This is a genomic window from Streptomyces mexicanus (assembly GCF_902506575.1).
Classification (GTDB): domain Bacteria; phylum Actinomycetota; class Actinomycetes; order Streptomycetales; family Streptomycetaceae; genus Streptomyces; species Streptomyces mexicanus.
This window is the reverse complement of sequence record NZ_LR732544.1, coordinates 6,676,849-6,699,533: the sequence shown is the minus strand read 5'-3', so window position 1 is coordinate 6,699,533 and position 22,685 is coordinate 6,676,849. Positions and strand designations below refer to the sequence as shown.

The 22,685-nt window shown below is 74.6% G+C and carries 9 protein-coding genes; 4 read left to right on the top strand and 5 right to left on the bottom strand.

What is annotated here, in order from left to right; genetic code table 11:
* Window positions 1-119 precede the first annotated feature (119 nt).
* Window positions 120-12,002 carry a scabin-related ADP-ribosyltransferase gene (locus tag GV126_RS29945; RefSeq protein WP_159672544.1) on the top strand — a complete coding sequence of 3,961 codons (11,883 nt, stop codon included), beginning with the start codon at window positions 120-122 and terminating at the stop codon, window positions 12,000-12,002.
* Window positions 12,003-12,009: 7 nt separating this feature from the next.
* On the opposite strand, the gene GV126_RS29940 is transcribed toward GV126_RS29945, so the two are convergent.
* From GV126_RS29940 to GV126_RS29925, 4 genes are all read right to left on the bottom strand, one after another.
* Window positions 12,010-12,165, bottom strand: coding sequence for a hypothetical protein (locus tag GV126_RS29940; protein ID WP_159672542.1), 156 nt, complete (start codon window positions 12,163-12,165; stop codon window positions 12,010-12,012).
* 134 nt (window positions 12,166-12,299) lie between these two features.
* A complete protein-coding gene (locus GV126_RS29935; RefSeq protein WP_159672540.1) occupies window positions 12,300-15,224 on the bottom strand; it encodes a hypothetical protein in 2,925 nt (974 codons plus the stop codon).
* Between the two features lie 2 nt (window positions 15,225-15,226).
* Window positions 15,227-17,083 (bottom strand): HSP90 family protein, encoded by a 1,857-nt coding sequence (locus GV126_RS29930; protein WP_159672538.1) that lies wholly within the window; start codon window positions 17,081-17,083, stop codon window positions 15,227-15,229.
* Between the two features lie 337 nt (window positions 17,084-17,420).
* Complete coding sequence (locus GV126_RS29925) at window positions 17,421-18,407, bottom strand: hypothetical protein (protein ID WP_159672536.1); 987 nt, start codon at window positions 18,405-18,407, stop codon at window positions 17,421-17,423.
* Between the two features lie 338 nt (window positions 18,408-18,745).
* On the opposite strand from GV126_RS29925, the gene GV126_RS29920 reads away from it, so the two are divergent.
* The 3 genes from GV126_RS29920 to GV126_RS29910 all read left to right on the top strand — a co-directional run bounded on the left by GV126_RS29920 (window position 18,746) and on the right by GV126_RS29910 (window position 21,618).
* Window positions 18,746-19,324 carry a TetR/AcrR family transcriptional regulator gene (locus GV126_RS29920; RefSeq protein WP_159672534.1) on the top strand — a complete coding sequence of 193 codons (579 nt, stop codon included), beginning with the start codon at window positions 18,746-18,748 and terminating at the stop codon, window positions 19,322-19,324.
* Between the two features lie 189 nt (window positions 19,325-19,513).
* Complete coding sequence (locus GV126_RS29915; RefSeq protein ID WP_185947494.1) at window positions 19,514-20,395, top strand: alpha/beta fold hydrolase; 882 nt, start codon at window positions 19,514-19,516, stop codon at window positions 20,393-20,395.
* A gap of 284 nt (window positions 20,396-20,679) precedes the next feature.
* Window positions 20,680-21,618, top strand: coding sequence for a quinone oxidoreductase family protein (locus tag GV126_RS29910; RefSeq protein WP_159672532.1), 939 nt, complete (start codon window positions 20,680-20,682; stop codon window positions 21,616-21,618).
* Between the two features lie 295 nt (window positions 21,619-21,913).
* Here GV126_RS29910 and GV126_RS29905 read toward each other — a convergent pair.
* Window positions 21,914-22,685 (bottom strand): HAD family hydrolase (locus GV126_RS29905; RefSeq protein ID WP_159672530.1); only part of this gene is annotated, 772 nt, incomplete at its 5' end.

Below are 22,685 nucleotides of genomic sequence, written 5' to 3'. Positions count from 1 at the left end.
CCGCGGCGGCTTCCTCCGCCGGGGCCACCACCGCCGGGGGCACCACCCGCGGGTCCGCTGCCGGCGGATCTGCTGCCGGGCAGAAGACCACCGACGGGGACAGCGACCGTTCCGCCAACGTGCCGCTGGAGACGCAGTTGGAGCGGCAGCGACCGCCGAGGCTGCTCACCGGTGCCACCGCGCCGCCGCCCGGCCCGCCGCCCCAAGAGGTGACGTTCGACGACGGCAGCCGGCTGCCCGCCGCCCTGATCGCCCCGGACGGGGCCGAGAGCGGGAGGGGTTCCTCCGGCGCGCTGATGCCGGGTGTGGGCCGTGTGTCGCTGCGCGACGCCGACAAGGTGGCGGACCACATCGTCGGCCACCTGCCGCCGCGGGTGCGCTCCGTGTTCGACGACGCCGAACTGCGCCGGCTGCTCACCGATGACCCCTCGGCGTTCACCGCACCGCGTGGTGCCCGCTTCGTGGCGCGGCAGGACTCCGGTGTCGGCTACGAGGTCACCGTCCAGGCCCTGCCGTACCACCGCTGGGAGCGGTTCGCCGACCCCGAGGGCGGGACGGTGAAACTGGACTCGCTGCACCGCGGTCAGGGGTCGACCACCGCGGTCCGCTCGGTCAGTTCGGTGCGCCGGATCGCGGGCGCGGTGAGCATGGGACCCCCGCTGGAGTGGATGCTGCGGCTGGCGGCGTCGTTCGGCCGCTCACGACGCACCGACTACAACTCCGGTACGCAGGCGTTCAGTCAGTCCGAGTGGCGTGCCATGGACGGCTCGCACCTGCACCTGGACGACGTGCACTACCAGGTCCGGGTGGAGCGGGTGACCGCCCCCAAGGGCACGGAGGGGTCCCGGGGCGGCACCGGGACACCCGCCACCCACTGGCGCCGCACGCCGGTGCACCACGACAGCTTCGCCGTCCGCGACGGACTCACCTGGCGGCTCCCGGACACGATCACGGAGCCCAGCACCGGACCACGGCTCGCCCCCCAGGAGCTCACCTTCCCCGACGGTGTCATGCCTCGGATCACCGACACCGAGGGGATTCACCTGTCGGACCCGCCGGAGGAGCTCGCGCTCGCGATGTCCGGCGCCCGGCCGGGCCGTTCGGCGCACCGGACGCTGGTGTCGTTCCTGCGTCCGACCGGGCTGCTGGCGCTCTTCCCCCGTCTCCCGGGGCAGGTGGTGGGCCCGGAGCTGACCCGCGGCCACACACAGCGACCGCTGGGCCACCTCATCGTGGAACGGTCGGTCGCCCACCGCGGCACGCTGGTCACCGAGGCGACCAAGGTGGAGCTGCGGGACATGGTCCAGATCGTCCAGCAGAACGAGCGTACGCACAGCCGGGACACGCGCTTCAGCGCCGAGGTCTCCGCAGGCCCCAACCACACCTTCTACGGCACGTCGGTGCCGCTGCGGGTGCAGGGCGGGCCGATCGGGCAGATCGGCCTCGCCACGGGGCGCGCGCACTACATCGGTGGTTCGGCCGCGCGGAAGTTCACCGGCCGGATCAAGGGCACCCCGGTGGGTCTGTACCGGGTGGAGCGGACGCTGTACCTGCGCAAACCCGGCGAACCGGCGCGCGACGCGCGGCCCTTCCGGGTCACCACGCTGGACTGGCTGCCGACCACCGAGGCCCGCCGCCTGGCCGGCTGGGACGCCCGCACGCGGGGGCAGACCGCGCCGGGCGTGGCCCCCGAGCCGCCCGCACCGCCGTACCTGACCGTTGACAACCCCACCCACCTGGGGCAGACGCGCGCCGAGGCCTTCCTCCCCGACCACCCGCGGCCGCAGCCGGCTGCCCCGCCGGGCGCCACGACGGGCGCCGCGCCCCGGCCGGCGACCACGTCGTCCGCACCCCCCGCAGCAGGCGAAGGCGCCCGGCCCGCGTCCCCGTCGACCGGCGCGAACGCCCCGGAGGCCGGCAGCGGTCACCCGGCCGCGGACGCCGGGACCGCCGCACCGTCCGCCACCCCCGCGGGAACGGACGCCACGGACGGCACGGACACCAGCCACGACCCTCTGGGTGACTTCACCGACGCCGTCATCGACACGTTGCACGACTCCTTCCCGGGAATGTTCCCCTCGGCCTGGGAGCGGCGGCACCCGAAGCTCGCCAGGCTGCTGCACGGCGACGGGCGCACCCGGGTGACGCTGCACAACGACCGGCAGGTGCGCGAGGCGCTGAACCGGCCGACGCTCGCCCAGAGTCTGGAGGTCCTGACCACCACCGGGGTGCCGGTCGCCCTGACCGAGAACGGCACCCTGCGCCGCGGCCACCACACCCTGGTGCTGACCGCGCGCCTGACCGACCGGCGGTACGAGACCTCGCTGAGCGAGCGGTCGCTGCGCAACTCGGTCACCGCCACCCAGCAGGTCGGTCAGGGACAGCAGGACTCCAGCACCCAGGCCGCCGGCATCGAGGCGGGTGTCTCGCCACGGGACCCCGGCACGGTGCCCGAGACGGGCTGGGCCCGGCGCATCGGCTGGCTGCGCGCGGGCTATCGCCGCACCTGGCAGCGGCAGCAGGGCACGCGCAACACCATCTCGGTCGCCAACGACCATCTGACGGCGCAGACCGCCGCGCACCTGTTCTCGTACAAGGTCGAGTTGAACGCCTCCGTCGAGGGGTACCGGCGGCCCCGCGGCTGGGCGCGGTTCGTCAGCGTCGGGGTCCTGGGGACCGGGTACTTCGTGAGCACGGTGCGATCGCGGCCGCTGTTCGACGGGAAGGGGGCTTCGGTCGGACGCGTGGAGCTGGCGGTGCCCGCCGCGCACAGCTCCGAACGGTACCCGCCGAAGGACCCGGCGCCCCTGCCGCGGAACGTCGTCACCCCGCCGGCACCCACCGACACCGGCACCCCGTCGGCACGTCCGCGCACGGCCGGCCCGGACGACGCGCCGGTGCCGCCCGCCGCGGAGACCGCGCCCGGCCCACAGGAGCCGGCGGCCCGGGTCCCGCGGACCGCTGCACCCGCGGACCAGGACGGGCCCCCGCCCGGCACCGCGCACCCGCCGGTGCCGGACGACCAGGTGCACAAGTTCCTCGACGGCACCTGGTCCCCGCCGGTGTCCACCGACCCGGAGCAGTCCCGCATCCGCGACCTGCTCAGCCGCCCCTTCGCCGTGCTCAGCGCGGAGGGCGCCCGGCAGCGGCAACAGGCCATGGCCGAGGCCGCCGGGCAGGCGACCGGGGAGTCCTGGCACGTCAGCGCCCCCGGCACCCCGGTGCGCAACGCTCTTCGCCGGGCCACGGAGAACCTCGCCGTGGCGGGCCACCTCGGCCAGATCCTGAGTCCGTTCGGCCTGCGGACCACCGGCCTGGACGCCAAGGGACCCTTCCGGACCCATCACATCAAGGCCGCGCTGCACGGCCGGTTGCACCGACTGCGCGTGGCCGGCGATCCGAACAACGCGAGCTTCGAGGTGACCACCGGCGCCGCCCGCAACACCGTGGGCAGCAACGGCAGTTCCACCACGGACACGTTCGGGCTGCAGAACTCGCTGTCCCTCCAGCAGCTCGACGGCCACGGGCCGGTGCACGGCGGCTACGCGGCGGGCGGGCACCTGACACGCACCCGGGGTGCCTCCTCCTCCAGGACGGTCAGCAACGGCCGCAACACCATCCTCACCTACAGCGGACGCACCTACCCGGTGGTGGGCGACCTCACCGAGACCGTGGCCGTACGGCACCGGTGGAGCGCCGCTCTGGGCATGGCGGGCACCCGCGCGGCGTCCGCGGTGCGCCAGTGGGCCGGGCACGTCTCGACGTGGGCGGCGGCGAACCGGGCTGCCCGCCCCGGCCCGGACCCCTCCCGCACGGACGCCTCCCGCACCCACGAAGTACCGGAGGCAGTGATCCTGCACGTGCCGATGCAGGACGCCATCGAGACCGGCCTCGCCCCGGACGGGCTGGGCACCACCACCCCGCACCACCTGGCCGGCGGCTACCGGATACCGCCGTTCCTGCAGCGGCGCCGGTTCACGGGCCACCCGACGGGTCAGCTCGACGCGAGCGGCGTCGCCGAGAAACTGATGCCGCATCTGGAACGGCTGGGGGTGCCCTCGCACGACCGGGAGGACGTGCTCAGGCTGATGTCCCCGGACTTCCTGCGCGGGCAGTTGCTCGACCTGACCACGGACGGCGTGGCCGTGCCGATCCGGTACCGGGTGTGGAGCCGTCCCGGCGACCTGCCGACCGGCGGCAGCCCCGCCCAGGTGCGGTTCCGGCTGCGGCCCGTCACCACCACCGTGGACCGGCTGCGCCACGGCTACGAGGTGGAGGACTATCGGCCGACCGGCGTCGACCAGGAGAGCGGCAGCTCCCGGGGCAGCGGCGGGGACGCGGCACTGGCCGTCTCCGAGAGCCCCGCGGTGGACCGCGGCACCGGACTGCTCGGCGCCGGCCCCACCGTCCAGGGCGTCGCCGGCGGGTCGTCGCAGAGCGGCAAGGGGCGCGTCAGCGGTACGGCGGTCAACCCCAACATCGCCACCACCCAGTCGCACGCGGAACTCGTCACCCACTACTCGCTGACCGTGGAGGTCGTCGACGGCACCGGTGAGCCGCTGCTGAAAGCCCCGGTGGAAGGCGACGTGGGGGTGCTGCGCGAACTGCTGCCGGTCAGCCTGCTCACACCGCACGACGGGACCCGGAACACCACCACGGTCGATGCCGCCGACACGCTGCCCGCCCCCGACCGCACCGTGAAGGTGCTGACGCCGGCCGAGGCACGCCCGGCGGCGGTCGCCCGATGGCGCGAGGGCGGCGACCTCTCGCTGGACGACGCGATCGGCACCGGTTTTCTGGCCGTGGACATGATCGGTGCGCCGTCGGTGGGCGACGCGCTGACGCTCGCCACCGCGCAGGCGGACGGCGCGGGGGACGCCCACGCCGGCTCCTCACTGGACGGTGACGCGCTCGACGCGGCCGTGCGCCGGGCCCGCCGGACCCCGTTGACCGTCCTCGGCACCGCGGCGGCGCAGGCCCAGCAGCAGGCCACCGGACCGACCGGGCTCACCGCCGCGCTGCGCGACGCGCTGTCCGCCGACGGCCGCACGCTGCCGCGGACGTCCTCGGCCCAGCTCTTCGGGCAGTCGCACACCGCGGACGCCAAGCTGTACGCCAGGATGACCCGCAGCGGCGCCCGGCTGCTCGCCGTGGAGAACAAACCACGGATGGAAGGCGCGGTCCGCGGCAAGGAGAGCGACACCCACGACGCCGGCCTGTCCACCACCACCGAGATCACGGCCGGAACCTCCCCGATGGCCGGCACCGGCGGCGCCGGGGTGATCACCCCGGGTGCGGCCGGCCCGCTCGGCGGCACCACGGAGGGCGCGAACCTCAAGGGCGGTGCCGAAGCCGGCCTCGGCACCCACCGCAAGATCGCCACCACGCGCAGCCTGCTCTTCGCGCTGCCGGTGCGCTGGCTCTCCGTGGTGGAGGCCCACCAGCGGATCACCGACAGCCGTGCCGCCCGCGCTCTGCGCCACCCCCACACCTTCGGCCGGGCGCAGCGCGGTCCGCGCGCCGCCGAGGCGCAGACCACCGCTCTGGTGTGGGTACGCGAGGACATCGCCACCGACCTCGGCCTGATCGACGACACCACCTTCCCCGAGGAAGTCCGCACCGCCTGGGACCGGATGGCCGAGGCACAGGCCGACATGACGAAGGCGGAGAAGGAGTACTACGACGCCCGGGCCCGCGCCCGCGCGGCCTGGCTCTCCATGGCGGAGGAGGAGAGGGCCGCCGCCGCAGGCGATCGGGGCGCCGCACCGCCCGCCGTGGGCACCACCAGTGACCGGCAGGAGTCCGCGGCCGTCGCGGCCTGGCGTGCCGCCCGTGCCGACGCACGGCTGTGGGAGGACCGTACGGTGCAGGCGGCCGAGGCGACGCACCGGCTGCACGCCGCCGCGGAAAGCCTCACGGCCCACCACTACTCCCGCACCGGCACCACCGCGACCGGCACGGCCACGGCTCCCGAGCCCCCGGCCACGGCGGCCACTGCGGCCACCCCGGTCACCGGGACGGCCGCGCCGGCGACCGGGGCCGCGTCCCAGGCCGGGGCGGACCCCGCGGGCGAGCACACGGGCACGTCCACCGGCAGGACCGCCGACGGCGCCCGGGGGGACACGGCCCCCGGTGCCGGCGAGCTCCCCGCGGACGCCCGCCGCGACACGGACGCCCAAGCGAAGACCGACGCCGACACCCCCGCGAAGGGTGACGCCGACACCCCCGCGAAGGCCGACGCCCAGCCTGGCACGAGGGGCGACGCCGGCCCCGCAACGATGGCCGACACGGACGCGGACCCCGGCACGAAAACCGGAACGGCCGGTGGCACGAAGACCGGGACGGCCGACGGCACGAAGACCGGGACGGCCGACGGCACGAAGACCGGGACGGCCGACGGCACCGCGTCGAAGGACGCGACCACGTACGCCAAGCCCGACTGGTGGACAGCTCCGGTCAAGCGGTTCCGCGTCGAGGGCGGCGGTGACAAGGGACCGCTGACCATCACGCCGCCGGGCGACGGCAGCCCTGCCCTGACGGTGCACCCGGTCCCCCACGACGGCGCGTCGTTCTTCCACGCGCTGATCGCCGCCGCCGAGCAGCAGGGGCGGCTGCTGCCCCTGCTGGACGCCGCTACCGCCGACGGCACGGGTGTGTCGTCCTCCGCGTCCCCCGCGGACCTGGTGGAGTCGGCCCGCCGACGGCTGGTCGACGCGCTCGGGGAGCGCGGCAACGAGGATCTGCTCGAGGCACTCGCCCTCGGGCGCGACGACTCCTTCACCCAGAAGGAGCTGACCACCGCGGGTATCGACCTGAACGAGGCGCACCGTCAGGAGTTCGCGGGGCGCGGGGCACTGCCCGAGCAGCGGTGGCTGACGGCGGGTGAGCGGCTGAAGCTGGCGACCGGTGCCCTGCAGCGCCCGCTCGGCGCGCCGGAGGACCTGAACCAGGGCGCCGCGGACCTGCTGCCGGTACTCGCCGCCCGCGTGCTGCGCACTCCGGTCACCGTGGTCACCAAGGACGGCTACCACCAGCGGTTCCTGCCGGTCGGTGCGGACGGCGCGGTGGCTGCCGGCTCGCCGGGGCCGGAACTGACGCTCTATCACGACGGCGCGTACTTCCATGTGGCGCTGCCCTCCGGTGCCCCGGCACCGTCGTCCACCACGCCGACGCCCCCACCCCGCTCGGGCAGGACCGACACGGGCCACACCGGTGCGGCGAAGACCGGTACGGACGAGACGAGCCCGGACAAGGCCGGTACGGGCACGACGGGTACGGACGGGGCGAGCACGCACAAGGCCCGTACCGACACGACGGGCACGGACAAGACGAGCACGCACCAGGCCGGTGCGGACAGGACAGGTGCGGACAGGACTGCTGCGAACACGGGCCAGCGCACGCCGGCGCGGGACGACGGCCCCCGGCGGCCGAGCCACACCACACTGCCCTGGGCCCCGTCCGGCCGGGGCGACCGCTTCCGGGCCGGCCGCGACGGGACGTTCACCGGTCCGGACGGCACCGTCTACGTGCAGGGCCCGGTGACCGGGCGCGGCAACGGGTTCTTCGACGCCCTCGCCCACACGATGCGGCACGCCGCCGCCTCCCCGGGCGTCCCCCGTGCCGAGGCGGGCCGCCTGCGGGCCCGCTCCGCCACGTCACCGAACCAGCTGATGCGGCGGTTCGGCCTGCCGGGCAGGCCCGAGGAGCGGGACGGGCTGTTCCACCCGCCGCCCCCGCGGCTGCTCACCGGACGCACCCTGCCCGGCACCGAGGACGAAAGGCGCGCCGTACGGGAGATCGCTCTGCGCAACCACCTGGCCGCGGGCCTGTGGGACGCGGCCGCGGACCGGGTGATGGCCGCCTGGGCGGCGCGGGCGACCGGCGCCACCGTGACCCTCGTCGAGGAGAACGGGACCGCGCATACTTACCCGGGCGCCGCCAAGAGCACCGCGAAACTGGTGCTGCGGCGCCGTGGCCGCGACGTCCTCCCCCTGCTGCCGGTGCCGTCGCCCGCCACCGGACCGGCCCGGCCCGGGGTGCGTGACGCCACCGCGCACACCGGCAGCGGCTCCCCGGCGGCGACCGCCTCAGCGGCAGCCGGGCCGCGCACGGACCGGCCGGCCGCCACCACGACCGCGCCCCCGGGCGCTCCCTCGCGCACGCCCCCGGCGCCCCCTGCCTCCGCGCCCCTCGCCTCCTCGTCCACCGGGCCGGCGGGGCGGGTGCCGGAGCCGGTGTCCGACGGCGGCTCCGTGCCCGGCGAGCAGGACGCCTACGAGCTGGACACCCTCTCCGGCGACGCCGCGTACGGCCCGTCCTGGCGGCAGACCGAGTGGGAGTCGCTGACCTCGGGCGAGTTCCCGGTGCTGCACCAAGGCGACGGCTGGACCGTCTGGGGCACCGTCGACACGGATCCGGCCTTCACCGCGCTCGCGGCCGAGCACCGGGCGCTGGGGCTGCGCGGCCTGTTCCACGCCCACAAGCTCGCGGCGGGCGGCATCACCGATGCGTCGGGCCGGCTGTACACGGAGGGACCCGGCTGGGACTGGTACCACGCGACCCGGGGTCTGGTGGCCTCCTCCCGGCTGCGCACCGGCGCGCAGCCCGGGCAGCAGGACGACCCGCTGCCGCTGCCGTGGAACGACGCGCCGACCACGCCCTCGCCCGCGGTGGCGCCGCGGACCACCGCCGCTCACGAGGCGCCCTCGCCGGAGGACCTGCCGCATCCGGTCCGTTGGCGCGACGACGACGAACCGCTGTACCGGTTCACGGCCGCCCCACCGCAGGAGGTGTTCCGGACCGGGCTGCGGGCGCCGGGCCGCGCGGTGCCGAGCGTCCTCGACCATGTCCACAACGGGGCCGGCCGCGACAGCGTGTACCTCAGCACCACCCGCGACGCCGCCTACGTGGAGCGTTCCCTGCGCATGAGTCCGCGCGGCGCGGCGGCGATGGACGCCCGCTACCGCTGGCGGTACGACCTGGACGTGCCCGGCGGCATCGACGTCAACGCCACGCTCGGCTTCGCCTCGCCCTACCCGGACCAGCGGGAGGTCCTCCTGCCCGGCGGTGTCGCCCCGCACTTCGTCCGCGGCGCCCAGCGGATGCTGGACGGGCGGCCGTTCGGGCCGTACACCCCGAACCCCGGTTACCGTCCGCCGGACACGCGGCCGGTCGGCGCACGCCACGGCCATGTCTTCGACGGCCATGGTCTCCCCGGCTCGGGCCGCGCCCCCCACGCGTCGGCGCCGCGCGTCCCCGCCTACCCGGCGGGGCACCGCCCGGCCGGCGGGGACGCGCAGGTCTCCGGCACGGACGCGGGCGGGACACCGCGTGACGTCGCCCTGGCACCGCCCGGGGCGAGCGAGGCGGCCGACCCCATCCGGGACTGGGAGCGCATCTCAGCCGTGTCCGGGCAGCGGCGTTCGGGGGCGCTGCGCGCCATCGACGACGCCGTGGCCCGGCTGCTGCGTGACCCGCGTCCGCGGAATGTGCGAGCGGTGCTGAACGCGGTCCGCGCGTGGCAGCAGGACAAGGACGAGCGCAGCAGCCGCTGGGTCGCCGTGGCGCGGCTGGAGAACGCCGTCCTGGGTCTGCTCGCCGAGCGGGAGGCGCGGCCGGTCGGCGGCGCGGACCGCGCCACGCGGCCCGCCGGCCCGGCCCCTTCCCCCGTGGCGCCGACCGGTCCGCGCCCGCCCAGGGTGGAGGGGTTCGCCCCGGCCAGCGGCTTCGAGGCCGAACTGCACCAGTTCCGCGTGGTGCTGCCCGCCGGGGACAACCACGAGGAGTACGGCGACCTGGTGGAACTGCCGGGCCTGCTCACCCTCACCCTGGACGCGGTGGGCGGCGTGCCCGTGCTGGAACTGGTCACCGCGCCCGCGCGCGGCCTGGAGGGCGGCCGGGACGACGGGCGCGCCGAACGGGCGGACGTGCTGGCCGCGTTCCGGGACGTGCTGGAACGGCTGCACAGCGCGCCCGAGGGCGCCACCCTGTCCAGGATCTTCCCCGCGCGGGCCGGCTACCGGGTCGACCCCCTGGCCGAGGACCTGCCGGTGCGGACCCATGAGGCGGGGTACGGCATCATGCTGGTGCACCACACGGCGACCACCCCGCTCAGTGGTGTGGTGCCGTTCCTGGCGCACGTGGCCGACCGGATGCGGCGGGACGCCGTACCGATCCAGATGGCCCGGGTGGACCTGGGCGCGGCCGCACAGTACGCCGCCCGGGGGCGGGAGGAGTTCCTGCGGTGGCTGGAGCGGGACCCGCGAGGGGCCGCGGAGGTCCGGCCGTCGGACGCCGACGAGCTCGAGGGCGCACTCGCTCTCGGCTACACCCAGGTCGCCGCCGCGGCGCGCGCCGGTCTCTTCGGCGGTGTCCTGCCCAAGGACTACTCGGGTGTGACCTCACGGGAGTCCCTGGCCGCGGTGCGCGCCGCTCTGGGACCGGTGCCGCGCGCGTTCCTGGAGAGCCGGGCGGAGCAGCTGGCGCGCGATTTCGCGGACACCTTCCGCGCCCATGTTCCGGGCCCGGTGTCCGATCCGCTGGATGTTCCGCTGTGGCAGGACCGGAGCAGCGCGGCGAGGACCGGCCACTACCTGGACAACCTGCTGCACGCCCGTCCGGAGCGGGTGGTGGACCAGCACGAGGGGCTCGCGGTACGCACCAACTACGACGCCCTGGACACCAACACCGCGCAGGGCACGCCGCGCATCGATCCGCCGGTGGCCCGGCTGGAGGTCCGGCCCTACGCCTCGGCCCGGTCCACCCCGGACTCCATCGAGCGGGACTACGACACCCTCGCGCGGTTCTCCCTGGAGCTGTACAACCGGGCCCGGCAGCAGCACGGCCTCCGGCCGGTGGGCGGACCGGTGGTGCAGGGGTACGCGCCGCCCGCCGGGAACGCCGGGGCGCGCGTGCCCGAGCCGCCGGACGCGGCCGCCACGCAGGCGGCACTCGCGTCCGGCACGGATCCGGCACCGGGCTCCGCCACTTCGCCCCGACTGGCGTCTGTGGTGGCCCGGTTGCCCGGAATGGGGTCGGCGGAGCGCACTTCCGCACTGGCGCTGCTGACCGACGCCGAGCGCGACGCGCTGGCCGCCGACGCGTCTTTGGTCCGCGCCCTGCGCGACGGGCTGTCGCCGGAGGACTTCGCTGCCGTCGCCGCGCCGCTGCTGGTACGCGTGCCCGCGGGCGTGCACCAGCCGGTGTCGGCGCGGCAGCGGGCCGAGTCCCAGCTGGTGCGCATGCTCGGCGATCCGCAGACCACGGAGCGGCTGCTGACCGGGGGCGCCCGGCTGATCGTGGTGCCCCGCGACACGGCGATGACATCGCTGGAGGCGTTCCGCCACCTCAAGGGCGCACAGGACGGCCGGCGCCGCTTGGACACGGAGCGCGGCGTCTTCACCGGCGGCTCCAGCGCGACCGGCGAGGAGAACCTGCTGGGCGAGACCACGACCGTCCCGGGCGGCACGACCTATCCGGACGGATACTCCACCACGACCCACGAGTTCGCCCACGCCATCCATCTGCACGGGCTGAGCGAGGCCGACCGGCGCTGGATCGCGGACGTCTACCGGGCCAAGATCGACCAGGGCGAGGCGGCGCACTGGCCGGACGGTCCGCTCCGCGCCCCCGCGTCCGCCTCGGCGGAGGACTCCGGCACCACCGCAGGCCCGGCGCCGGACGCGCGGCGGGACACCAACTACTCGTCCCACGACGACCGTGAGTACTTCGCCCAGCTCAGCAACGCCTACCTGGGCACGAACACCGGAGCGGACCCCTTCACCGGGCAGCCCCGCAACAACGGCGCCGACTGGGTACGCCGGCACGACCCGGCACTCCTGCCCCTGCTGGAACGGCTCTACGGCGCCGATCCGCGACCGGCGCCCGCCAACCCGCTCACCACGACCCGCGCCGAGAACGAGACCTGGGAGGCCTTCCGGGCCCTGTGGGACCGCGCCGGGGGCCCCCTGCGGCCACAGCCGCACCCGCCCGCGTCCACCTGACGCGCCGTCACTTCCGTACCGCCGGCCTGGCGGTGCGTCGTGTCCGGTGCGGGCTGTCGATGCAGTGGTTGTCGAACCGCCGGGAGGCGGCGGCGATCTCGACGGGACCGGCACGGCCGGTGCGGACTCGCTCCAGGAGCCGGTAGTGGTCGAAGCGGTGCATGCCGGAGTGAACGCGACCAGGACATCGGCGGTGGCATGGCGGGCGGGGCCGAATGCGTGGGGACGCGCGGGGACCCGCTGGGCCTCTGCCCCGGTGCCGAGGCGGCAGCCCGCCCCGGCACCGGAGTCGTCGCGTCAGTTCTCGTCGCGCAGCTGCGCGGCCAAGGAGGTCAGCGGCTCGGCCTCCTCGGTGTGGCCCAGGGCGGTCAGCCGGGTGACGGCCGCGTCGAGGCGTGCGAGAGCGGGGGCGGGGCGCTCCAGGTAGATGCCCTCCACGACACCCGCGAGGCGGACGCACTCGGCCCACTCGCCGGCATGGTCGTCCTGCGGTCCTGCGTCGCCGAGCAGCGCCAGAGCCTTCTCCAGTGCCGCCAACGCTTCCTCGTACGCACCCGCGTAGGCGTGGACCCGGCCGTGCTCGTAGGCCAGGGCCGTGTCCAGGGAACGGCCGCTCGCCTCGTACGCGGCGTCCCGGGCCTCGTCGGCGATCCGGCCCGCGTCCGCGAGGAAGGCGAGGGCGTCGGACAGGCCGTCCGCACCCTGCTGCCGGGCCTGGAGCCGGGCCAGCTCGCGCAGGCAGTTGCTCAGCTGCTCGTAGCGCGGGGCCCGGGCATGGGCGGCGATCGCCTGGTCGGCGGCCTCGCGGGCCCGGCCGAACTCGCCGGACTCCGCCAGCAGTACGGCCGTCTCCCCGGCGATCATGGCGTGGCTGCCCGGATCGTCGTCCCAGCCGGCCGACTCCGCGGCGAGCGCGACGAACTCGGCCGTGGCCGCCTTCAGGTCCTCGCCCGCGTGCAGCGCGCGGGCGCGGGTCAGGCGCAGCTGGGCGACGAGCCGGTCGTCCAGCTCCCCGGCGACGACGTCCGGTTCGGCCAGCAGGGAGTCGAGCAGGGCGATGCAGTCCTCGATCCGGCCCAGGTCGAGGCTGAGCCGGGCCGCGTGGCTGTAGACGTAGAACGCGTCGAAGCGGCTGCCGTGGCGCAGGCTCACCTCGGCCGAGCGCGTCAGGTGCCGCAGCGCCTCGTCGGGACGGCCCAGATGCATGCAGGCCTCGGCCAGGTCACCGTGGAGGCGGCTGGTGTCGACCGCGTCGGCCGGCCAGTCGGCGGCCAGACGCAGGCCCTCGGCGAGGTCGGCGTACGCGGCCTGCGCGTCCCGCAGCCCGAGCTGGAGCCGGCCGCGCAGCCCGAGCGTGCGGGGCAGGTGCCAGGCGGGGCCGTGCGCCCTGAGCTGTTCCAGGAGGGCGTCGATCCGCTGGACCGCGGCGGGCAGGTCGCCGGCGAGGGCGTGGGTGCTCGCGTGCAGCAACATCGCACCGGAGACCTGCCCGACGAGGTCGTGCCGGGTGGCGAACGCGTGCAGCAGGTCCGCTTCGGCGAGGACCGGCGCCACGTGCTCCTCGCTCCCGGTGGCCTGCAGCCGCAGGCCGAGCACGGTCGCGCGCAGCCGCAGCAGGCGGCCCTCCACGTACGGTGCCGGGCCGGGCGTCTCCTCGTGGAGCCGGACGATGGCGGCGTGGGCGGCGGTCAGCGCGCTCGCCTTCGCCTCCGGCCCGTCGCCGTCCGGCCCCGGGATCTCGGCACGGGCCAGGACGGCACAGGCACGGGCGAGCGCCGCGTGGTCCGGCGTGCCGGCCTCGTCGTACAGGGCTGCGGCCTGCTCGTGGAGAGCGACGGCGTCCGCGTACCGCTCCCGCTCGCCCGCCCGGTTCCCCTCGTCCAGCAGCAGGTCGGCGCGCAGCCGCGCGAGCGGGCCCACGGCCGGGTCGTCGGGATGGGTGTAGTCGGGCCCGGCGACGAGCGTGCGCAGGCGCGCCCAGCAGGCAGGAGCGTCCGGATGCCCCTGCTCCTCCAACGCGCGTGCCCGCGCGATGAGTTCGGGCAGCGCCTCGGGGACGGCGGCGGTCGTGCGGGGCGCGGGGGCGGCGGCCGGAGCCACCTCGTCGAGGCTGCGCGTGCGCAGGGTCAGTTCCAGCGTGTCCAGCAGCGGGGCACGGTCGAGGCGGGCCCGGCGGCGGTCGGTGTGGGCCGTGGTTCCGTTGCGGGCGTCGAAGCGGGCGGCCAGGTCGTCGGCGCGGCGTCGCACCTCGGCGCGCAGCATGGCCACCGTCCAGGTGCGGCCCGCGTATCCCGCGGCGGGCAGGTCGCCGTGGCCGAGACGTTCGACGCGCTGGAGGAGGACCTCCACTGCGGTGAGGAAGTCGAACTGGTCCAGCGGCGAGTCCACTTCGTCGAACAGGTTCCGGTTCTCGGCGAGCAGTTCCAGACCGCGTGCCTCGTTGCCGGTCAGCGCGCAGAACTCCAGGTGCCGGCCGACCTCGGGGGACATCGACGGGTTGCGGCGGCAGCCGCGGTAGCCGGCGAGGTGGAGTTCGCGGGCCCGGTCGGTGCGGCCGGTGCGCAGCAACGGCAGCAGCGCGTACGACAGCGACCGGGCCGGCTCCTCCTGGCAGGACTCCTTCCCGGCCAGCACCGGCTCCCAGACGCGCAGCGCCCGCTCGTCGTCGCCCGCGGCGAGGTGGTACCGGGCGCGTACGCAGATCTCGCAGGCCTCGCAGTCGCTGAGCCGGGTGCGGGTCCGGCCCGCCCACAGCTCGTAGGCGAGGGTGGTGTCCTCACCGACGTGGGCGGCCAGCTGGTAGGCCTGGCCGTAGTAGGGCTGGAGGCCGAACCCGGCCTTCTCGTAGCGGTCGCGCATCTCCGTCAGCCACTGGCGCAGGCTGGCCAGCGGTATCTCGGGCAGCTGGCGCAGTGCGTGGGCGACCCACTTGAACCGCCAGAACAACGTGTGGCGCAGCCGCTCGTCGAAGACGTCGGGCTGCTCGTCGAAGAGGGTGAGCAGACGGGCGAAGACGACGGGCGACTTGCGGGGCTCCGAGCCGTAGGTGTACGCCTCCTGCAGTTCGAGGAGGGCGTGGACGAGCGGCAGTGGTTCGGCGAACTGCTCGGCGGCGTCGACGAGTTCCTCGGCGGTGACGGTGCGGGTGCGGCCGTAGGGGCGCCGGTCGTTCTCCTGGAGCGCCTGGTACAGCTCGTCGGTGGTCTGGGGTGCGGTGGGCATCGTCAGCTGTCCTTGCGCAGAGCGTGGGCGAGAAGGTCGAGGAAGGAGCGGTTGATCAGGCTCGACTCGGCGGGCCTGAGAGGGCGCCGGGACAGCAGCGCGGCCTGCCCGTAGAGGGCCTCGGCGCTGGTGCGGGCCAGCTCGGGTTCGTCGATGGTGAGGGCGGTGCGGACCAGCGGGTTGAGCTGGTTGAGGATCAGCTGGGCTCGCGGGGCGTCCTGGCGCAGGGCCCCGAGGATGTCGCCCCACAGCCCGCCCTGCTGCTCGCGGGCGAGCCGGGAGCGGGTGCGCTCGTGCCGGGCCTCTCGGCTGTCGACGAGCAGGGCGGGCGCGGAGGCCGGCTGGAAGGTGCGCAGCGCGACGTCGCAGTCGAAGACGGCGAGGGCGTCGCGGGCCTGGGCGAGGTAGGCAGCGGCGGCGAGTTCCGTCTCCCGGTCGACGGGGTCGAGGTGGGCGGTGAGGGTCTCCGGGTCGAGGTCGGCGACGACGGCCTCGGGCCGGATCTCGGGCAGCCGGTGGACCAGGTCCCGGTCGTAGGTGTAGCCGCCGTTGACGACGCCGAGCCCGGCGGCCGAGGCGATCGCCGCGACCTGCCGGAACTCCTCCACGCTCGACGTCACGAGCACCGTGCGGTGAGTGCGCGCGAACTCGTCGAGGGTGGTGTGCCCGTCGGTGGTCTCGAACGGCAGCCACGGCAGCAGCATGCGCAGGATCTCGTCGTCGTGCACCGCCAGTGACTTCACGGCCAGGTGGTGGGCGTGCAGGAAGCGGGAGAGCAGCTCCGGATCGCTGGCGGCCACCCGGGCGATCCACGCGCGCAGGCGTTCGGCGAGGGCGTCGCGGACCGCGGCGAGCGTGTCGTCCTCGTACAGGGACTCGCGGGACGCTGTCGGGCGCAGGCTCTCGGCGTCGATGACGCAGCGGACGAAGAACGCCCACTCGGGCAGGATCTCCTCGGCCTGCTCGGACAGCAGCATTCCCTTGACGTACACGCGGTGGCCGTGGCGGCGCCCGGCCGGGACCGTCTCCGGCAGCACGCACGCGATGCCTTGCAGACCGACGGCGGGCAGGTCCAGCTCGATGGTGTCCAGCGGGGTGAAACCGAAGGTCTCCTCGCCGTACGCGGCCAGCGCGCGGGAGCGGGCTCCCGGCGTGGGGTACGTGCGCGCCCAGGGCGCGGGCTCGGGGTTGACGGACGCTCCGGGGCCGGCTTGGCCGGCTGTGCCGTCGGCGAAGGTGACCGGGTAGGGCAGCAGGGAGCCGAACGTGCGGGCCAGCGCGTGCACTTGGGCCGGGCGGGTCCACTCGGCCGCGTCGGCGCGCGGCGTCAGCGTGACGGTGGTGCCGGGGTGGGGGCGCGCGGAGGTGGGCAGGGTACGGATGCTGTAGCTGCCGTCGCCGCGTCCGCGCCATTCCACTGCGGGGGCGTCGGGGGTGCGGGCGGAGCGGCTGAGGACGTGGATCTCGTCCGCGACCAGGAAGCAGGAGAGCAGGCCGATGCCGAACTGGCCGATGAAGTCGCCGCGCTGCTCGGTGATCTGCTCGGCGCGCTTGCTGCTGCGGCCGATCGTTGCCAGGAAGCTGTGCACGTCGGCTTCGGTCAGGCCGACGCCGTCGTCCTCGACACGGACGACCGAACCGTCGGCATGGAGGCGGATGCCGAAGGCGTCGGCCGGGGCGTCCGGGGCGAGGCCGTGCCGGGCGGTGAGCGCGTCGACCGCGTTCTGCAGGAGTTCGCGCAGGTAGATGCGGGGGCTGGAGTAGAGGTGGTGGGACAGGAGGTCGACGAGGCCGCGCAGGTCCACCTGGAAGGTGTGGTCGGCGCCGGCCGGGCCGGAGAGGGCATCGGGCAGAGTCATCTGGCAGTTCCGGAGTAGGTGTGATGAGGGAAGGGCGAGGTCGGAGTCGGCCTCAGGGCGGAGGTCGGGCAAAGGTCTGCCTCAGGGCGAGAAGGTCAGCAGGGGCCGTCTCTGGTCAGGTGTCAGGCAGGGGTCCGTCTCAGGGCGAAGGTCAGGCAGGGGTCCGGGTGGGTCCCGGACACGGGCCCGAGGCGTGGTTCCGGGGCGCAGGGTGCCGGCCGCGGATCTTGGGCTGAGTCCGCGGCGCCGGTCTCAGGGTGGTTCCCGAGCACCGGTCCGAGGCGCGAAACGCACGCCTGGCGCCCGGGCACTGGACCAAGGCGCAGGTCCCGGGGGCTCAGGGGCGGCGCCGGAAGCGGGCGTACATCTTCTCCGGCTCCGCCAGGTATTTCCAGGGCCACGGGGTGTAGGCGCCGCCCAGTTCGTGGTAGACGCTCGGCGTCACGATGCCCTCGTTGGAGAGCGACAGGGCCATGGCGAACACGTTGAAGTCCTCCTGCCAGCCCAGGCGCCGCTCGTAGGCAGGGTGAAGGATGCTGCGTCGGGCCGCCTCCCTCAACTCCTCCTGGACCTCCGCCCTGTCGAGGAAGCCGTCCGTCTCCGACTCCACCCACTCCTCGATGTGCGCCATGGCGATCACACATCCGAGGCGGTGGCCGTCGGGCGCGCCGGCGAACGCTTTGCGGGCGAACGCCAACCCCTGGCCGGGCCCCCCGCCCCAGCGGGGCTGCAACTGCGACAGCCACTCGATGTGGGTCTCCAGACCCAGCGGGTCGCGCCGCAGCGCGGCGTCGAGCCGGGTCTCGTTGACGGCGGAGCCCAGCGACATGCCACGGCCGGAGGTGAGCAGGCGGCGCCACGGCGTGATCCACTCCGGCCGCAACTCGGCGGCCTCGAGGAGCTGCTCCTCGGCGATGTCCAGCCGCTCGTGGAAGAGCCGCCACTGCTCCCGCGTGACGTCCGCGGCACGCGCGGCGGTACGGGCCTGCCAGCCCCAGATGATGTGACGCGCCCCGGATATCAGCAGGGCCGTCGCCCGGTGCTCCTTGTCCTCCTCGACGGCCCGGCCGATCCACTCCTGCACACCGTCGACTTCGGCCAGTTCGGCCAGCACCTGGTGGTCACGCCCCAGGTCGAACGGAGCGGCCGCCGCCTTGACCGCCTCCCAGTCACCCGCTCCGGCCGCGTCCACGAGCGCCTGCACCCGCGCGTCCCCGAGCGCCCGCAGCGTGTACATCCCGCCCTTCTGCTTGCGCGGCACAAAAAGCGCGTGCGGATCGGCCGCCGGTCTCCCCCCGCCCCTGCCGAACAGCTTGCCGAACATGCCGCGCCTCCCCTGATACGTCCTGATCGTGCGAGGCAGCATAAACAGTCCCACTGACACGGCTTCCACGGGATTTTGTCGACTGCCGCACGGCGGAAGACCCTCGACGCCACGACGGCTGTGGCTGAAAGCGACACGAAGAGCCTCACACCGCCCTCGTCTCCCGACTCGTGTCCCGTCGCCGCGTGTTCGCCCTCAGCGGCGCGGCCGGCGCCGTCGCCCTCACCGGGTCGGGAGCCGTCGCGAGCGCCGCCGCCCGTCCCGCCGGGGACCAGCAGCAGGAGCGGGCCGCGACCGCGTTTCTTGATCGAGCGATCCAGATACGTTACGGTGAGCTCATGGCAAGAACCCGGGAGTTCGACACCGAGGCGGCGGTGAGCCGCGCCATGGAACTGTTCTGGACACGGGGCTACGAGGCGACCTCGGTGCGCGATCTGACCCAGCACCTGGGGATCGGACAGGGGTCCCTGTACGCCGCGTTCGGCGACAAGGACGGCCTGTACCGGGCCGCGCTGGAGCACTATCGCACCACCCTCGCGGCGGCCGCCCTGCGCAGTCTGGAGGAAGGAGCGGACGCCCGCGCGGCGATCCGCACGCTGCTGACGGAGCGGATCCGCATCGCCACCGGCAACGGCGGCCAGGGCTGTCTGGCCGTGAACGCCGTCTGCGAGCGACTGCCTCAGGACGCGGCGACCCGGCGCACCGTGCGGGACATGCAGGACGCGAGCCGGGAGGCACTCACCGAGGTGCTGCGGGCCGCGAGGGAGCGGGGTGAGATCGCGGCGCGGCACGACCCGCACGCCCTCGCCGCGTTCCTGGTCACCTTCCTCAACGGACTGCTGGTCTCCTCGAAGATCACACCGGAGGCGTCCACCCTGGAGCCCCTCGTGGAGGTCGCACTGACCGCTCTCGACTGAGATTCCCCGTGGTCCCGGCCGGACCTTTCCCATGCCCTGAATCTGTAACACTCGATCAAGCAAAATGGGTGCCCGTTCCGGCCGCGCCGACAGCGGCCCCGTCAGCGCCGACGGTCCGAGCCGTCTGCCGACCTCATCGGCCCACCAGACCCACCCACCCCACTCACCACGACAGGAATGCACCACGCGATGATGTACGACCACACCCGAACGCCCCTGCGCACCGGCCGTGCGGCCGTCAATGGAACGAGCCTGCACTACCGGACGGCCGGATCCGGCCCCGCCGTGGTACTGCTGCACGGCGTGCCCAAGACCGGCTACCACTGGCGCCACCTCGTCCCGAAGCTGACGCCCCACCACACCGTCGTCGTGCCCGACCTGCGCGGTCTCGGCGACTCCGCCCGCCCCGCGGACGGCTACGACTCCGCGACGATGAGCGACGACATCGCGGAGCTGATGGCCCGCCTCGGACACGAGACCTACGCCGTGATCGGCGAGGACTGGGGAGCCGTGATCGGTTACCAGCTCGCCGCCCGCCACCGCGGCCACGCCACCGCCCTCGTCTTCGCCGAGGCGCTGTTCCCCGGCTTTGGCTTCGAGGACCACACCGCCCTCACCCCCGAGAACGTCTCCAGCGGCATGCACCTGTGGCACCTGGGCTTCTACTTCCAGCCCGACGTCCCCGAGATGCTGATCGCCGGGCACGAACGCGAACTGATCACCTACATGATCAAGAACGAGCGCAGCCACCCCGACACCGCCACCCCCGACGCGATCGAGGAGTACGTGCGCTGCTACTCCATGCCCGGCGGCATCCGCGCGATGCTCGCCGTCTACCGGGCGATGCTCACCGACGCCGAACAGAACCGGCGGGCCGCACAGCAGAAGCTGGACATCCCGGTCCTGGCGCTCGGCGGCTCCGCCTTCATCGGCGAGCGCAACGAGTCCCAGGCACGACTCGTGGCCCACGACGTCACCGGACACGTCTTCGACGCCGGCCACGACCTCGCGGAGGAAGTACCCGACGAGATGGCCGACGTGGTCCTGCCGTTCCTGGCAGCGCACCGGTAAGCAGACGTCCGTCCGACCCCGGTCACCGTGCATGGCCTCCTGGCCCCGGGAACGAGACCGATCCGTGGCGGCGGAGTGCCCGGACAGCAGCTGTCCGAAGCCGCCCTCCGGGACATCGAAGGGAATCGGGTGGAATAACGCGCGCGGCCGCGCACTTCACCCCCTTGACTTCGGTGTCCTGCCGAACCGTTCCGGCCCGCCTGCCACGGGGGAGGTTGCCCCCGTGGCAGGCGGATCGATCGGTCGCAGGTGATGCCGCTGAAACCGGCTGTGAGGAGCTTGTGATGAGGGCTGTGGGAGTGACCGAGTTCGGCGGACCGGAGAAGCTGCACGTCGTGGAGCTTCCCGATCCTGTGGTCGGGCCGGGGCAGGTGCGGGTCCGGGTGCACGCGGCCGCCGTCAACCCGACCGACACCGGAGTGCGGGCCGGCCTGCGGCACAGCGGTGCGGACGCGCCGCCTCCGCCCTATGTGCCGGGGATGGACGCCGCCGGGGTGCTCGAGGAGATCGGCGAGGGCGTCTCGACGGATCTGAAGGTCGGCGATCACGTGATGGCGATCGTGGTGCCGTCCGGCTCGCACGGCGCGTACTCGGAGCAGATCGTGGTCCCTGCCGAGTCCGTCGCCCGAGTACCCGCCGGAGCCTCGGACGTGCAGGCGGCGACGCTGCCGATGAACGGCCTCACCGCCCGCCTCGCCCTCGACCTGCTCGGACTGCGGCCGGGGCAGACGCTCGCGGTGACGGGCGCGGCCGGGGCGGTCGGAGGGTACGCGGTGCAGTTGGCCAAGGCCGAGGGCCTGACGGTCATCGCCGACGCCTCGCCGGCCGACGAGAAACTCGTCGCCGAGCTGGGCGCCGACATCGTGCTTCCGCGTGGCGAGGGATATCCCGCCGCCGTCCGGGAGGCGGCGCCGGACGGAGTCGACGGAGTGATCGACTCCGCTCTGTTCCACGACCGGATCGTCCCAGCGGTCCGTGACGGTGGCACGATCGCGACCTTGCGCGGATACGAGGGTGAGGCCGAGCGCGGGATCACCTTCGTCCCCGTCTTCGTCCGCAGCTACAGCCGCGAGCAGGCGAAGCTCGACCGGCTCCGCCGGCAGGCGGAGGAGGGCACCGTCACGCTCCGGGTCGCCCGCACCTTCCCGGCCGACCAGGCGGCGGAGGCCCACCGCGTCCTCGAGGCCGGCGGCACCCGCGGACGCCTGGTCCTGGAGTTCTGACCTGGTCCGGCGACCGCCCCAGCGCGCCGTCACCACCGCGCTCGCGAAGAAGCCGGGACCGCGCGCCCGTCTCACTCCCCTTCACAGGGCCGGGACACTCTTCGTGGCGCCCCTGCCCTGAAGCCGTCACCCGCGCCGAGGGACGTACGACCGCCCCGGGGGTGTCACCGAGCCGATGTCCCCGGCCGGTGGGGCGGTGTCTTCTGCCCGACGCGTCCGGCCGGGGCGGTCGGGCACCCCCTTGCGGGGGGGCACCCGCCGCCGCGAGCGCCGCACGGGCTCGGCGCGGGTGCCGTCAGGAGGCGCCCGCGGGATCCTGGCTGGAGGGCCCGCCCGGCCTGGGGACCTTCGCGTCGGCCGCGTCGCCCGTTGGGGCCCCGGGGAGGTCGGTCCGCGCTCCCGCCGCCGTGGGGCGGCTTCGCGCCCAGGCCATCAGGGCGGGGTCGTCGAGTGAGGTCACCCACAGGTCGGCGAGGGCGGTGCCCTCCGGTGCGGGGCGCGGGCCCACGCCGACGACCCGCAGGCCCGCGGCCACCGCGGCCTTCATCCCGTTGACCGAGTCCTCGACGGCGAGGGCCCTGCCGCCGGGGACGCCGAGGCGGCGCGCGGCCTCCGCGTAGGTGTCGGGGTGCGGTTTGGGACGGATGCGGTCGTCCGGTACGACGATGTGCCGGAAGTGCCGGTGTAAGTTCACCGACTCCAGGGAGAACCGGACCACGTCCTCGGGGCAGTTGCTGGCGACGGCCAGCGGCGCGACCCGCTCCAGCGTCCGCACCAGTTCCCGGGCACCGCGCGTGCTCACCGGCTCGCGGGCGACCAAGGCGCGGAAGGTGCTGAGCAGTTGGTGCGTCATCTCCTCGGCGTGGTCGGGTTCACCGACGAGTTCGGCCATCAGGACGCCGCAGTCCCGGTAGTGCAGGCCCTTCGCGCGTTGCGCGAACTCCTCGTCGGGGGCGTGACCGAAGGCGCGCAGCACGATCGCGCGGGCGCGCTGCCAGTGCTGCTCGGAGTCGATCAGGGTGCCGTCGCAGTCGAAGACGACGGCTTCGGGGGTCCAGTCGGGGTCC

Excerpts from the sequence above, each read along its gene's own strand:
- GV126_RS29940 (WP_159672542.1), bottom strand. The coding sequence starts at position 12,165 with ATGCACCGCTTCGACCACTACCGGCTCCTGGAGCGAGTCCGCACCGGC.
- GV126_RS29935 (WP_159672540.1), bottom strand. The coding sequence starts at position 15,224 with ATGCCCACCGCACCCCAGACCACCGACGAGCTGTACCAGGCGCTCCAG.
- GV126_RS29930 (WP_159672538.1), bottom strand. The coding sequence starts at position 17,083 with ATGACTCTGCCCGATGCCCTCTCCGGCCCGGCCGGCGCCGACCACACC.
- GV126_RS29925 (WP_159672536.1), bottom strand. The coding sequence starts at position 18,407 with ATGTTCGGCAAGCTGTTCGGCAGGGGCGGGGGGAGACCGGCGGCCGAT.
- GV126_RS29920 (WP_159672534.1), top strand. The coding sequence starts at position 18,746 with ATGGCAAGAACCCGGGAGTTCGACACCGAGGCGGCGGTGAGCCGCGCC.
- GV126_RS29915 (WP_185947494.1), top strand. The coding sequence starts at position 19,514 with ATGATGTACGACCACACCCGAACGCCCCTGCGCACCGGCCGTGCGGCC.
- GV126_RS29910 (WP_159672532.1), top strand. The coding sequence starts at position 20,680 with ATGAGGGCTGTGGGAGTGACCGAGTTCGGCGGACCGGAGAAGCTGCAC.